Origin of the sequence: Trichocoleus desertorum ATA4-8-CV12, from assembly GCA_019358975.1 — a bacterium.
Lineage (GTDB): Bacteria > Cyanobacteriota > Cyanobacteriia > FACHB-46 > FACHB-46 > Trichocoleus > Trichocoleus desertorum_A.
On record JAHHIL010000058.1, the window covers coordinates 1 to 13,779 of the forward strand.

Sequence of the window (13,779 nt, forward strand, 5' to 3'; positions counted from 1 at the left end):
GCATTGTTCTAGCTTCCTCCTGGCAGCAGGTAAAAGATTCACAGGAACTAGACGAATCAGTTTTTGAAGCATATTTGTTTCAAGCTAAACAGGACTTGCAGCAATGCAACTAGGGTAGGGCATACCCAAAGTAACGCTTGGGGAGAATCCCACCTCTGGCCTAGATGACGCAAGGACTCTAGGTTAAGTGGTTTCGTAGAGCCAAGAATCCCACGTGCTTTAGCCGTGGGAGTGTCAAGAGACTAGCATTGTGAAGTTTTTGAGGGAAGAAAACCTAGCACTAACCCTCCCCTATAAGGCTCTATTTTCAGATGCTAGACTTATTTCTAGACTACCAGTAAGCCAAAAAGTATTCCTTCAGTGATTGACAGACCTCTTCCTTTCTTTATATTCCAGTGCTTGTAAGTTTAACTTTAAAAAAGAGGAGAGTGATTTTACGGATTTAAGGGCGGAAAATTCAACTCTTGCCGTCTAAAAGTTGCGTAGTTGCCTCGAAGTTTTACAGGATGATATATATCAGAATGAATTTAATTCTGAATAAGGCGTTCAGAAAAGCTAAACAAGTAGGGGGCAACTAAATTTGTTTGGTTTTTCTGGTTAGGAAAGCGTCTTTACAGGTGAATTGCCTGATCCCGGGGGCTTGTGGGATCAGGCAATTTTTTTTGGCTATTTCGCTGGGTCTAAAGAATTTTTTCTAGACCATAAACGAGGGATTTGAGCTGAATCACTTTACGGATTGAGAGCAGCACTCCTGGCATGTAGCAAGCGCGATCGCTCGTATCGTGCCGCAGGGTGTAAATTTGTCCAGCCGCACCAAAAATGACTTCTTGATGAGCAATTAAACCGGGCAAGCGTACACTATGAATGCGAATTCCTTCATCGGCTAAGGCTCCTTTCGCTCCGGATATTTTTTCGGTTTCTTCAACAGTTGGTGAGTTAAACGTTTTGCCGAGTTCTGCTAGCATTTGTGCCGTTTGTAGCGCTGTCCCGCTCGGAGCATCTGCTTTTTGGTTGTGGTGCAGCTCAATAATTTCGACGTGATCAAAATATTGAGAAGCTTGAATGGCCGCTTGTTGCAGCAACACCATGCCGATGGAGAAATTAGGGATGATCAGGCATCCAGTACTCGCTTTGTCAGCAAATTTGGCTAACTCTTGAATCTGAGTTGGGCTGAAGCCAGTTGTGCCCACCACAGGACGTACGCCGTAAGCGATCGCCGCTCTAATATTGTCATACACACCATCGGGATGCGTAAAATCGACCATCACCCCTAGTTGTTTCTCTTGGCCTGCCATCGCCAGGACTGGCTCGAATTCACTCAGGATTGGCACTTCTAAAGGACCGCATCCAGCCACTTCCCCCACATCTTGACCCATGTATTTGGGATTGCGATCGACCGCACCGATGAGAGTCATATCCGTTGCTTGAGCAACCGCCTTCACGACTTCGCGACCCATTTTGCCCGCAGCTCCATTCACCACAACCGGAATGGGAAGTTGACTTGTCATGATCTAAATTGTGTCTCTGGATGTAATAAGCGCATTTTAGAACGACTGGCAGTGATTCGATGGCTTCGCTAGGCTGGGTTAGTCATGGAGAGCTGTTAGAGTTTGTTTATATAAAGTCATAACTAAAGGAAGTGGCTTTAATTGAGAGCAAATTTAGTTAAGAGAAAAGAATATATAGTTCCGGCAATTTCAGGGTGAAGGTTCGCTTGTAAACGCTGTGGCTAATGGCTAACCTCTGTGATTTCTAAACTGGCGCATCGAATCCGTTTGACACGGCCTAGCCTAGGACGCTGGCATCAGCTAATGGCGATTGTGACTCAACCCGCACTGGTGGCGGGGGTAATTGTTACAGGGCTGGTGTTGGGGGTGCGGCAAGTTGGGGGATGGCAGCATCTGGAGGTAGCTGCGTACGATCGCTTGGTGCAACTACAACCCGATGTGGGACCCGATCCACGCCTACTCGTGGTTGCCATTACCGAGTCAGACATTCAAGCTCAAAATAGATGGCCTATTTCTGACCAGGCGATCGCTCAAGCCCTGGCCGAGTTGCAGCGCCACCAACCAGCAGCCATTGGTTTAGATATCCTGCGAGAAATTCCTCAGCCACCGGGACGTACAGCTCTGCTACAGCAACTCCAAGCGCCGAATGTCATTGCGATCGCGACGCTGGGCGATACCGCTCACAATCGGACCCAAGTTCCTCCTGGCGTTCCGGCTGAACGAGTTGGGTTTAACGACATTGTTTCTGACTCGGACAACGTGATTCGGCGCAATTTCATCTTTGGTCAAGATGAGGCCACCAATGCCACCACAGGTGAAGCCACTGAGTTGTATTCCTTGTCGTTACGTCTGGCATTGAAGTACTTGGCGGGTCGAGGCATCACCCCAGAACAGCCTTGGAAAAACTATCAAGCTATTCGTTGGGGGCGGGCTGTGCTGACTCCTCTAAAAAACACTTCGGGCGGCTACGTCAATGTAGATGCAGCGGGCTATCAAGTTTTGCTGAACTACCGCTCTACATCACAGGTGGCGCGGCAGGTGACCCTGACACAGGTATTACAACGCCAAGTTGACCCAGCTTGGATCAAAGGCAAAGTGGTCTTGATTGGTACGACCGCACCAAGTATCAAGGATTTGTTTTTGACCCCCTACAGCGCCGTTGAGCAGGGGAATCCTAATGTCCCTGGGGTAGTCATTCATGCTCATATGGTGAGCCAATTTCTTAGTGCTGCTTTAGGCCAGCGATCGCTTTTTTGGTTTTGGCCAGAGTGGGGAGAAATATTGTGGATTGTCGGCTGTTCGGTGGTGGGAGCGTTACTAGCTTGGCAGATTCGGCATCCTCTCCACCTCGGCGTTGTTTGCACTGTGGCAGTCGGGGGGATATTTCTTGTTTGTTGGGTTGGGTTTACCCGATCTGCCTGGATTCCCTTCGTCGCTCCGGCGATCGCGCTAGTCGGAACATCGAGTGGTTTGATCGCTTACTTTGCTTACCGCTCAGATCAAGAGCGCAAAACTATCGCGCAGCAAGCCGAAGATCAAGAGAAAACCATTGCCTTATTAAAAACTTTTTTAAGCTCGGCTACCCCAACCTATACCTCTAGGGGGGACAGTACTTTGGGTGATACTACACTGATGCCCACCCAAAGTACTAGGCGGAGTGTGACTACTTATGTTCCTACTAGTAGCACCAAGCCCCATGAGGTGACTGAAGCCGATACCCAGACTTTTTTAGATCAACATGCCGCAGATGCAACAGAAAGCCAGGTTAGCGATCGCTCTCGGTTTCTGTTGAGTCGGCGCTACAAAATTGACCGGATTTTGGCATCCGGTGGCTTCAGTTTGACCTATTTAGCTCAAGATACTCAGCGTCCAGGTAATCCTATCTGTGCCGTGAAGCATTTAGTTCCTGCCCGCAGCGACGCTCGGTTTTTGCAGACTGCTAGACGCCTATTCCAAACGGAGGCTGAAATTTTAGAGAAACTGGGAAAGCATGACCAAATTCCTCAGCTTCTGGCCTCTTTTGAAGAAAATGCTGAATTTTATCTAGTAGAAGAGTTTATTGAGGGTCATCCCCTCGCTGAGGAGTTGCCTTCTGGGACGCAACTGAGCGAAGCTCAAGTCGTAGAGTTACTCAAGCGCATCTTAGAAGTCTTGGCGTTTCTGCATGAGCGGCATGTAATTCATCGGGACTTGAAGCCCAGCAACATCATGCGTCGCCAGCTCGATCAACAACTGGTTTTGATTGATTTTGGAGCAGTCAAACAAATGCAGCCCCAGGACTACAGAACTTCAGATGGCAATGCCCCAGACGAAGGATTTACCGTTGCGATCGGCACTCGTGGCTATGCCCCTCCAGAGCAGTTGGCTGGATACCCTGGCCTCAGTAGCGATGTCTATGCGCTAGGGATGATCGCCATCCAAGCCTTGACTGGGCGGATGCCTTACCAACTCTCACCGAATCCTGAGACGGGTACTGTGATTTGGCGGGAGTCGGTCCAAGTCAGTGAGCAATTCGCGGCGATTTTGGATCGCATGGTCTGCTACTACTTCAACGAGCGATATCAATCTGCTGGCGAGGTTTTGCGGGATCTTAAAGCGCTAGAGACTTGATGCCAGGGGTGTGAGTGAATTTAGCTCTAGGCTGTATGGCAAAATGAGAGACAGTCATCAAATATTCTTAAGATCTAGGTAATCCTGTGAGTCTGACTGCCCAAGCTAGCCCAAATTCAAAATCAGCTACTCGCCGCCTGGTGTTTCCCTTCACAGCCATTGTGGGTCAGGAGGAAATGAAACTGGCCCTGCTGCTGAACGTCATTGATCCTAAGATTGGCGGCGTCATGATCATGGGCGATCGCGGCACAGGTAAATCCACCACCATTCGTGCCTTGGCTGACCTGCTGCCCGAAATTGAAGTAGTAGCAGATGACCCCTTCAACAGCCACCCCACCGATCCAGAACTGATGAGCGATGCCGTCAAACAACTGGTAGAGCAGCAGGGGGGCGTTAAAGTGGCCCAGAAAAAAGTCATCATGGTTGACTTGCCCCTTGGTGCGACTGAAGACCGAGTTTGCGGCACCATCGACATTGAAAAAGCTCTTTCAGAAGGGGTTAAGGCATTCGAACCTGGCCTTTTAGCCAAGGCCAACCGAGGCATCCTCTATGTGGATGAAGTCAACCTGTTGGATGACCACTTGGTAGACGTACTGCTTGACTCTGCGGCCTCTGGTTGGAACACAGTTGAGCGCGAAGGTATCTCCATTCGGCACCCCGCCCGCTTTGTATTGGTCGGTTCGGGGAACCCAGAAGAAGGCGAACTGCGACCCCAACTGCTCGATCGCTTCGGGATGCACGCCGAGATTCGCACCGTCAAAGAGCCAGCGCTGCGGGTGCAAATCGTAGAGCAACGGACTGAGTTTGACCAAAATCCTCAAGCTTTTCTAGAGCAATATCAGGCCCAGCAGGATGAGCTACAAGAGCGCTTAGTGGGAGCACAAGAACGCCTCAAGTCTGTCAGCATGGACTATGACTTGCGTGTAAACATCTCTCAGGTTTGTTCTGAGTTAGATGTCGATGGACTCCGGGGTGATATTGTGACGAACCGGGCCGCCAAGGCGATCGCTGCCCTGGAAGGCCGCACTGAAGTTACAGTCGATGACATCCGCCGAGTTGTCACCCTCTGCCTCCGCCACCGCCTCCGCAAAGACCCCTTAGAATCGATTGACTCTGGCTACAAAGTGGCAAAAGTATTCAATCGAGTGTTTGGCTTAGAAGAGGTAGAAACTGAAGCGGTAGCTGCGACTAACGGCACTGGCGCTAGAGCCCGCTAAACGAGAAGCTCACTAAGCAAACATGGAAAAACGCATCCTAGGATTAGACCCCGGATTGGCGATCCTAGGATTCGGCATGATTTTGGGTAGGGACGAAGGCAACCATGCTCCTACCCTGCTTGATTTTGGGGTAATTCAAACTCCAGCTCATACAGCAATGGGCGATCGCCTTTGCACCATTCATGATGACTTGCATACCTTACTAAATCAGTGGCAACCTGACCTAGTTGCGATTGAAAAGCTATTTTTTTATCGCATGGGCAACACAATTGCCGTGGCCCAAGCTCGTGGCGTCTTGATGCTGGTATTAGCGCAACACAAAGTCCCCTGTGTGGAATTTACTCCAGCTCAGATTAAACAAGCCTTAACAGGTTACGGTGGAGCCGATAAGCAGGAAGTGCAGCAAGCCGTGGCGCGCGAACTTAGCTTAGATGCTATTCCTAGGCCAGACGACGCTGCTGATGGCCTTGCCGTGGCTTTGACAGCTTGGTTTCAGCGTTAGGGATATCTCGCGTTATTTCTAGACTGCTAGGTTGCCTTGTGCCTCTCTAAAGGCAGATGTGAGTCATTGGCTAGATTAGTAAAGTTGTGAGCGTTAACACAACTCAAGTTAATTTGTTCCCTGTTGCTTAGCCCCCATGCAGGAAAAATTTTTAATATCCCCTAAACAGAAAGAAGAGTTATTCCATACTGAGCTGGTTAAACATGGAATTCCATATCATAAGGCGGCAAAAGCGGCCAAGATTTTGGTCTCTAACCCACCAGACGAAACACTAAGTGATGAAGAAGCCAAACTAGTGCAGGAGACTTGCAGAGAGTGGTTAAGGCAGCGTCAGCGTTGGAATAGTGTGCTGCAACAACTAACGACATTTAACTCCAGTCAAAATCTAGATACTCACCGCTCTCGGCAAGCTGTAGATAAAAACAGGTAAAAAGCTTTAGGCGATCGCTAACTAAGCTGCTTCAGCGATCGCCTGGTAATAGCTTAACAATAATTTACTAAACTGCTTAGTCGTTTCTTAAATGGCTCAGGCGGGATTTGAACCTGCGACCTTGGGCTTATGAGTCCCCTGCTCTAACCACTGAGCTACTGAGCCGAACTGCCTGAAACAGCTTTAACTGATTGCGCTTTACTAAAATAGCATAAAAATTTGGCGATCGCTATCCTTCTTAGCAGGAATTCTAAAAATTTGTTTAACTTTTTCTTCTACTTGTTACAAAGACAAAAACAGTAGGGGAAGGTTTAGCTTCTCCTACTGTCGATGGAGTATTGAATCAATCCCAGATTGACTAACGGCTAGCGAGGTAAGTCATAGGGTTGACAGCACCTTGTCCAGCAGCATGGATTTCGAAGTGAGAGTGAGGGCCTGTGCTATAGCCAGTGCTACCCATCTCAGCAATCTGCTGACCTTGGTCAACTTGTTGTCCTGGACGAACCAAAACGCGGTTGTTGTGAGCGTAGAGAGTAATGCTACCGTCTGGGTGCTTGACTTCTACTAAGTTGCCATACCCGCCGTCATTCCAACCTGCTGTGATCACCACACCAGGAGCTGCTGCAACCACCGGAGTGCCCACAGGAGCGGCGATATCGATGCCTCTATGCATCCGACCCCAGCGCCAACCATAACCAGAAGTAAGAACTCCTTTGGCAGGCCAGATGTAACCCTTAAAGCTAGCTGCATTTTCGGGTAAATAGCGATCAGCCGCAGCCAAAGGTGGCAAATCGGGTGAGACCATTTGTCCTACTAGAGGCTTCACTAGGGGATCGTAAGCATCCGAGCCTAGGGGAGCTGCCGCTACTAGTTTGGGAGTCGCTTCAGGCTTAACTGAAGTATCGGCGACTGGAGCTGGAGATTGACCAGACTGACGCTTTTGTTGCAGGGTGCGAATCTCTGCTTGCAGAGATTCGGTGTAGCGGCTAGGGCTAAACTCAGCATTAACTTGCCGAGACGCCACAACTGAGCTAGCTGTCTGCTTCTGGGAGGAAGTAGTGCCGATAGTAGGTACAGCCTTCAGCACATTAGCTTGGGAAGCTTGGGCAGTGGGAGCTGGAGATTGTCCAGTCGTGCGGTACTTTTCGCGCAGCTTGATAATCTCAGCCTTCAAGTTGTTGATGTAAGGGCTGTTGCTCGCATCAGGGTCAAAGGAAGTGCCTGATTGACTTGGCTTATCGGAGAAGGGAGCCGTACTGAGCGGAGCTGTAGCAACCTTAACTTCTTCCTGCATCTCCGCAGACTTCTCGGCTGCGACTGGTTGCTTGGGAACTGCCGCGATCGCACCTTGAAACTTAGGAGATTCAGAAACAACAGACTTTGCAGCAGGTGAGCTACCCCCTACAGCGGGAATCGTTGGAACAGGAACATCACGGACAGAGGCAACCAGCGTCGGCACAGAGACATTAGACTCACCAGGGGTAATAGCAACTTGCACATCCTCTTGAGCTTGAGGAATTTTTAGCAGTTGATCAACCCGGATGTAGTTGGGGTTGGCGATTCGGTTGGCTCGAATTATTTCTTCTCTGGAAATACCATGATTTCGAGCGATCGCATCAAGAGTATCCCCTAGGCTGACGCGGTAAGCGCTCTGCTCAACCGTGTTAGCACCTTCAACCTCAGTCACTGCTTCTGGAATCGTTACAGAGCTAGGGGCTTGAATTGCTTGGGGTTCCAGAATCACTGGAGGCTCGGCTTCTAAATTCAGAGCTTTGGTACCCTGAGTAGCCACGGGTTGCTTAGACTCACCGACTGGGCTGGGTAGCTGAGCCATTTGAGTCGCAGCTACGGCTGGCTTCGCTTCAGGAGTGGGTTCCTTGACAGCTGGGTCGTTGCCTTGCAATTGGGGCTCTGGAGTGGCCACAGCCACCTGAGGAGCTTGAGGCTGATTCAGAGCTACCTCTGCTTCTGCTTCTGCTTCTTCTGCTTCTGCTGAGGCTGTATCTTGCAGCGCTTCAGCAGTTGCGGTCTCAAACCGTGGAGAGGTCGCAGCAGTGGAGCTGTCCTCTATGACACCTAGACTTTCCTCAGACCGTAACTCCGCCAAACTATTTTTTAACTCATCTCGCTTTTGCTTCAAGCGATCGAGAGCAACGTCTTGCTTTTCCTTCAAAATCTCAGCTTGATCGATGGAAGCAATGCTAGGCTCATCAACTTGGAGATCGGCGGCGGGATCAGCAGTGGAACTAGGTTCCAGCTGAGCTGAGGCAACCTGATAAGACGTAGAAACAGCGACAGAAGGAATCTGTAAAATCTGTCCAACCTGTAGGCTTGCACCGGGTGCGATACCATTGGCAGTAGCGATCGCGGTGGCGTTAGCCTGATAGAGTCGAGCGATTCGCCATAGGGTTTCGCCTGCTTGAACACTATGCTTGATAGCAGAAGACTCTGGCACAGGCAGTGTAGCTGCTGTCTCGATTTCTGGGGTAGCTGAGAGAGCTGCAACTTCGTAAGCCGGAACGGTTGCAACCGAGGGTTCGGCAGTCAACGGTTCTGCTGCAACAGCACGATCGTTTTGCCGGGGCAGTAATAAACTGGACGCACCCATCGAGATTGCTAATCCAATCATGGCAGCAGAGGTACAAGCCTTACGATTGACCTCGGTCGGCCCCTGCTTGCTTTGTTCATCACCTACGTTGCTTTCTAGCATGTAGGGAAGAACAGGCTTAACCTTCTGCGGAAATGCTCGTTTCAAAGAACGACCTCCTAATGACCAGCGCTTAACTGTCCTCAATTCACTCAATCTGTCGTCGGTCAATGATTCAAATCACATTGAGAGCGGACGAAGATCACTGACGGCAATTACACCTAGGCAAGATTACCCTGCTTTTTTGGTTTAGACAAGCTTACACTACTTAACAAAAAATTCAAGAGTGGATTTTTTGAGATCTATCAAGGGTTTGGCAGCCTCAAGAATTGAGTTGCTGTTTTTCTTGATCAGGCTAATTAAACAGAAGTTTAACTCACTCCTATCAATTGCTAGCTCCAGTGTGGTGTTTAGGTTGCTTGTCTGGAAGTAGGGATTCATCATTGCGCGAGGATTACGGTTCTCCGAAGCCGCCTTTGAGCTTTGGTACAGCATTCAACTTGACTACAGACGTGAACTCTACGTGAACTTTTGAGGAACATCAACCGTACAATCATGCACCCAAATTAAGGTAACTAAAATTTGAGGTTTAAGCTCTCAAAGACGTACCTGTCTGTTTTGATTGCTACAGAGTTTTTAGCGCGAAACAGGATAAGAAATCGGCAAAATGATTGAAATTTATCCCCCTGACTGAGCAATGTTATTAGATTTTTAATAGGAATTTCTTATCGCTTCCGGATAGATTTGGTATTTTATGCGACGAAATGATTTTGGTTGACTACAGACACTCAAAGGGCCAAATTACAACTACATTTGATTGCTAGTAAAGAGTTTAAGTAATACGCACCTAAAAACTACTCAATAGCCATGCAGAAGTTAAGGGGTTGAAGAATTTAAACTGAAACCGCTAACTTACTTTAAGCTGGCGAAGTTGCTAAAAGTTGAGGTGGCCCAATTGGCGACGAGCTTCAAATAGTCCGATCGCTACACTAACGGATAGATTCAGGCTGCGAACCTGAGGTTCTGCCATAGGAATGCGGAGCAGGCGATCGCAAGTCGTTAGAACCTCTGCTGGTAATCCTTGAGTTTCGCTGCCAAATAAAAGCCAGTCGTTCGATTGGTACGGATGCTCAATATAGCTACAACTTCCACGAGTGCTAAAGCCTAGTAGCTGGCCTCCCCGTTGCTCAACCTGGGCTGCAAAAACTTCCATTGAACTGTGATAGTGCAACTTAACGTAAGGCCAGTAGTCCAACCCAGCCCGCTTTAAGTAGCGATCGGTGATTTCAAAGCCTAATGGGGCAACTAAATGCAGCTCTGTGCCAGTAGCAGCGCAAGTTCTAGCGATATTGCCTGTATTTTGGGGAATTTGCGGATGAACTAAGACAACTTGAGGCATAAGGAGATGATTTCCAAAAATGCAGCGGCTCCAGATCGACAAAAAATCTATCATAAGATAGAGGAGCCTATATATTTTTTTAATAGTTTTGGCTCAAGAGCAGGTTAATTAAAGATCCTGATCACTGCACGTGATTTCGATTCGGATCTTCGATAGTTTGTCCGTATTCTTGGCCTTGGTTGTAGGTAGATGATTCGCAGCACTTCAGTTCTGCGATCGCAAAGAATTATCTCAAGGCCCAAAAGCAGCACTAGAACTCCCAATCATTCAGTCTTGTCTCTCTCAGTCATAGCCCTAGCAACTGAGAAGAGTACGAAACAGGGATGAAGCGCGAAGGGCTTGTTTAAAGGACTAAGCGGCCAGCGGTTGGCACAACTCTACTTCCAAGGCTTTTTCCTGTTCTGCCATAGCTTGAATTGCTTGGCGAATCACCGTACGGCTATCTAGTCCTGATTCGTGGAGTTTTAGCCACTGTTGCGCTTCGTTTCCTTCTCGCAAGATTTTTTTCAACGGTAGGAGAAAACAACTAAATCCTTGCTGCTTGGCGATCGGCCATATTTCTTGATAGAGCTGCTCAATCCAATCTCGCGCCAAAATTGTTCTGCCGTCTTGCCAATGTCTAAGCTCTGCATCTAGGCTGTTTCGGGCTACCGCAGCTTCGTTAGTATTCGTCAGTTCAATCAAATCTTCGGCGCGAGTTGTAGCGGGTAAGGTACTAGATGTGAGCGGATCGAGATTGGGGTCAGCAATGAGCTGTTGCAAGCGGGCTTCTAAAAGAGCCGTAATGGCGAGAAGGGCGATCGGGTCCGAAACTAAATCACAAATTCTTAGTTCGAGGCGGTTGAGATTGTAAGGACGGCGATCGCCATTCGGGCGGACAGAGTCCCATAGGTGACGGACATTTTGCATCGTGCCAGCTACGAGCTGAGCTTCCGTCCACTGAATGAAATGAGCATGACTTTCAAATAGGGGTACATGAGCGGGAGTTTTAGGAAAGAGTCCCCAACGAGTAGAGTGGTAGCCTGTCGCTTGTCCGTCCAAGAAGGGAGAAGACGCGCTCAAAGCCAGATAGAGAGGAGCTTCTAAGCGAATCAAACGGCAAGCTCGCATCAGCAGTTCTGGCTCAGCAATGCCAACGTTGATGTGAATGCTGGCTGTGACCACCTTGGTGCCGTAAGTGCGCTCAATATAGCCGTGGTAAGGATTGCCCGAATCGGATCGGCAAAAGCGATCGCTGCCACCTAAGGACAAAGTGCTACCTGGGAAGATGGTGTAGTCCCCCAACTGCTTGAGATAGCGTCGTAGTGCCACGCGAGGACGTACCAAGTCGCCGAGTAACCGCTCGTAGCGACATAGAGGCGCAGTGGTGTACTCAACATTGCGGCTATCAGGCTCTCGGACAAACCCATCTAAGGCTGCCACAATTTTGTCAGACAACCCCACAACGTCACCCTGGGGGGTCCCTGTATACATCTCTACTTCAAAACCTTTTGATAGCAGCACGACTTTTCCTCAACGAAGCTAGGCAGTCTTCTTTATCTAGTATCAAGGAAAGAGGAGAAATGAAGCGATACCTAGCTAAAAAAATAGCAATTCGCGCGGTAGAGCAGGATGTTACTGGCTCTACCGTGAATTCCGCTTATTTTGCGTCCTCGGAGGGGTTAGGGCCACGCTCAAGGGCCACAGGGTTAGTTTCCTCTTCTCCCTGACCTTGGGCATCAAAGGGGTATCCTTCTGGTTGCTCAAGGAGTGCTTCCGGGTCTACCCCTACATTACTCGCATCATCAATGACACCATTCGCATTTGTATTTGGTTTGATCGAAGCGCCTTTATGGCTAGCATGACCGCCTGGCATAAATGTTTCCTCAACTAAAACAATTTTGTATGCCTCAGCTTAGACTCGGTCTGCCTAAGGAATCCCTATCTCAGGGCTTAAATGTAGCTAGGCCAACAGGATAGCCTTTTCACTAACGTACTGAGTAGAAAAAGTGCTGTCTATTTATTTTGGTAATGACTGATTCGATATCAGCTAGCAGCTTGACTTCTCAAAGTCTTTACAAGATTTCTCTACTTGCTATGAAATTGATAAACGTAGTAAAAATCACAAGGATTTATTAAGAAGTCACTGATATAGTGCTGAGCAGATTTTCTCTTAACTCAGCATTATTGAGGTCAGCTATGCGCTATTGGGGTTACTTAGGTACGACAGCACCTCTCAGCTGGTTAGTCGCACTTGCCGCAGCGACACCTGCCTTGTTAATCCTTGGGCAATTCACCCCAGCGATCGCTGAAACTCCTTTCCAAGTCTCACCGAACACTCCTACGCATCTTGCTCAAGCGCTTCCTAGCTCAACTGCCCTCGCTTCAGAAGTGCTAGCAGAAATTAACCGCGTTCGTACCAATCCCACAGGCTATGCAACCTGGTTAGAAAGTCTAAGCCAATACTATGACGGTCAGGTTTTAGCCTTACCCGGAGAAGATCCAATTCGCACACGCGAAGGTGTGGGAGGTTTGACGAATGCGATCGCCTCACTTCGAACCATGCAGCCGTTACCCCCTATAACCCTATCAGTGGGTATGTCCCAGGCCGCTGAAGATCACGTAGCTGATACGGGAGGTCAAGGCGTGGTGGGCAGTGTGGGTACTGATGGCAGCAGTCCAAGCGATCGCGTTAAACGTTATGGCACCTTTAAAGGTGGATTTGTCGAGCTTCTCAGCTACGGTAAAAAGACAGACGCCGCTGTAGTTTTGCAGTTGATCATTAATGACGGCGATCCCAATCGAGGTTTGCGAGGAGAATTGCTCAATCCTAAAACTCGCTTCGTTGGTGTAGCTTGTGGGCCTCATGCCAGCAGAGGCGCGATGTGTGTGATTGAGTCGTCAGCGGAATATGCCGAGAAATCCGGGACTGTTGCAGCATCCAAGGCTCAATCTGCACCCATACCTCAGCCAAAGAGCGAGCACCCAGGACAGACGGCCAAACCAGCTCAAAAACCAGCAGTGTCGGTGGCCGAGGCGATCGCAACCCCAACTAAGCCGAAAACAAAATCTCAAGCTGTTACCAAGCCAATTCCTGCTCCAAACCCAACTACCCTTAGCTCTCCACAAGGTTATCTATCCCCAGAAGAGCAAGCGATTTTTGAGGAAACCAATCGAGTCCGAGCCAATCCTGCTGCCTATGCTGCTGAGCTAGAAAATTTGAAGCAATATTTTGATGGCAAACTCCTAAAGTTACCAGGGCAAACTCCGATGGAAACGGAAGAGGGCGTCAGCGCTGTCGAGGAGGCAGTTCAAGCCCTGAAAGCTACTAAACCGATATCCGTTTTGAGTTTCTCTAAAGGAATGTCTTTGGGAGCAAAAGACCATGTAAACGATTTAGGGCCTGCTGGAAAAGCTGGACACTATGGCACTGATGGCAGCAAGCCAGACAAGCGGATTAGTCGCTATGGCACTGGAAAGGACTGAT

The 13,779-nt window shown here is 48.9% G+C and carries 10 protein-coding genes and 1 tRNA gene; 5 read left to right on the plus strand and 6 right to left on the minus strand.

Annotation, left to right across the window (positions count from 1 at the left end):
- Positions 1-680: 680 nt before the first annotated feature.
- Complete coding sequence (gene dapB / locus KME12_24475) at positions 681-1,508, minus strand: 4-hydroxy-tetrahydrodipicolinate reductase (GenBank protein MBW4490934.1); 828 nt, start codon at positions 1,506-1,508, stop codon at positions 681-683.
- A gap of 1,206 nt (positions 1,509-2,714) precedes the next feature.
- On the opposite strand from dapB, the gene KME12_24480 reads away from it, so the two are divergent.
- The 4 genes from KME12_24480 (at position 2,715) to KME12_24495 (ending at position 6,267) form a co-directional block, all read left to right on the plus strand.
- Complete coding sequence (locus KME12_24480; protein MBW4490935.1) at positions 2,715-4,118, plus strand: protein kinase; 1,404 nt, start codon at positions 2,715-2,717, stop codon at positions 4,116-4,118.
- A 92-nt stretch (positions 4,119-4,210) separates the two neighbouring features.
- Positions 4,211-5,335, plus strand: a complete 1,125-nt coding sequence (gene bchI / locus KME12_24485; protein ID MBW4490936.1) for a magnesium chelatase ATPase subunit I — start codon at positions 4,211-4,213, stop codon at positions 5,333-5,335.
- 22 nt (positions 5,336-5,357) lie between these two features.
- Positions 5,358-5,837, plus strand: a complete 480-nt coding sequence (ruvC, locus tag KME12_24490; GenBank protein MBW4490937.1) for a crossover junction endodeoxyribonuclease RuvC — start codon at positions 5,358-5,360, stop codon at positions 5,835-5,837.
- Positions 5,838-5,973: 136 nt separating this feature from the next.
- Positions 5,974-6,267 (plus strand): hypothetical protein, encoded by a 294-nt coding sequence (locus KME12_24495; GenBank protein ID MBW4490938.1) that lies wholly within the window; start codon positions 5,974-5,976, stop codon positions 6,265-6,267.
- A gap of 92 nt (positions 6,268-6,359) precedes the next feature.
- Here the strand turns inward: KME12_24495 and KME12_24500 are convergent.
- The 5 genes from KME12_24500 to KME12_24520 all read right to left on the minus strand — a co-directional run bounded on the left by KME12_24500 (position 6,360) and on the right by KME12_24520 (position 12,168).
- Positions 6,360-6,432: transfer RNA gene (locus KME12_24500), tRNA-Met, on the minus strand.
- Between the two features lie 193 nt (positions 6,433-6,625).
- Entirely contained in the window at positions 6,626-9,022 is a 2,397-nt protein-coding gene (locus tag KME12_24505; GenBank protein ID MBW4490939.1) for a peptidoglycan DD-metalloendopeptidase family protein, read from the minus strand.
- Between the two features lie 826 nt (positions 9,023-9,848).
- Positions 9,849-10,313, minus strand: coding sequence for a tRNA (uridine(34)/cytosine(34)/5-carboxymethylaminomethyluridine(34)-2'-O)-methyltransferase TrmL (gene trmL / locus KME12_24510; protein MBW4490940.1), 465 nt, complete (start codon positions 10,311-10,313; stop codon positions 9,849-9,851).
- Between the two features lie 351 nt (positions 10,314-10,664).
- A complete protein-coding gene (gshA, locus tag KME12_24515; protein ID MBW4490941.1) occupies positions 10,665-11,816 on the minus strand; it encodes a glutamate--cysteine ligase in 1,152 nt (383 codons plus the stop codon).
- A 136-nt stretch (positions 11,817-11,952) separates the two neighbouring features.
- The gene (locus KME12_24520) at positions 11,953-12,168 is read right to left on the minus strand and encodes a hypothetical protein (GenBank protein ID MBW4490942.1); all 216 of its coding nucleotides are present in this window, start codon (positions 12,166-12,168) and stop codon (positions 11,953-11,955) included.
- Between the two features lie 323 nt (positions 12,169-12,491).
- Between KME12_24520 and KME12_24525 the strand changes: the two genes are divergently transcribed.
- Complete coding sequence (locus KME12_24525) at positions 12,492-13,778, plus strand: hypothetical protein (protein ID MBW4490943.1); 1,287 nt, start codon at positions 12,492-12,494, stop codon at positions 13,776-13,778.
- Position 13,779: the final 1 nt, after the last annotated feature.

Bases quoted from the DNA above. Each gene is read 5' to 3' on its own strand.
- dapB (MBW4490934.1), bottom strand. From the start codon at position 1,508: ATGACAAGTCAACTTCCCATTCCGGTTGTGGTGAATGGAGCTGCGGGC.
- KME12_24480 (MBW4490935.1), top strand. From the start codon at position 2,715: ATGGTGAGCCAATTTCTTAGTGCTGCTTTAGGCCAGCGATCGCTTTTT.
- ruvC (MBW4490937.1), top strand. From the start codon at position 5,358: ATGGAAAAACGCATCCTAGGATTAGACCCCGGATTGGCGATCCTAGGA.
- KME12_24495 (MBW4490938.1), top strand. From the start codon at position 5,974: ATGCAGGAAAAATTTTTAATATCCCCTAAACAGAAAGAAGAGTTATTC.
- trmL (MBW4490940.1), bottom strand. From the start codon at position 10,313: ATGCCTCAAGTTGTCTTAGTTCATCCGCAAATTCCCCAAAATACAGGC.
- KME12_24520 (MBW4490942.1), bottom strand. From the start codon at position 12,168: ATGCCAGGCGGTCATGCTAGCCATAAAGGCGCTTCGATCAAACCAAAT.
- KME12_24525 (MBW4490943.1), top strand. From the start codon at position 12,492: ATGCGCTATTGGGGTTACTTAGGTACGACAGCACCTCTCAGCTGGTTA.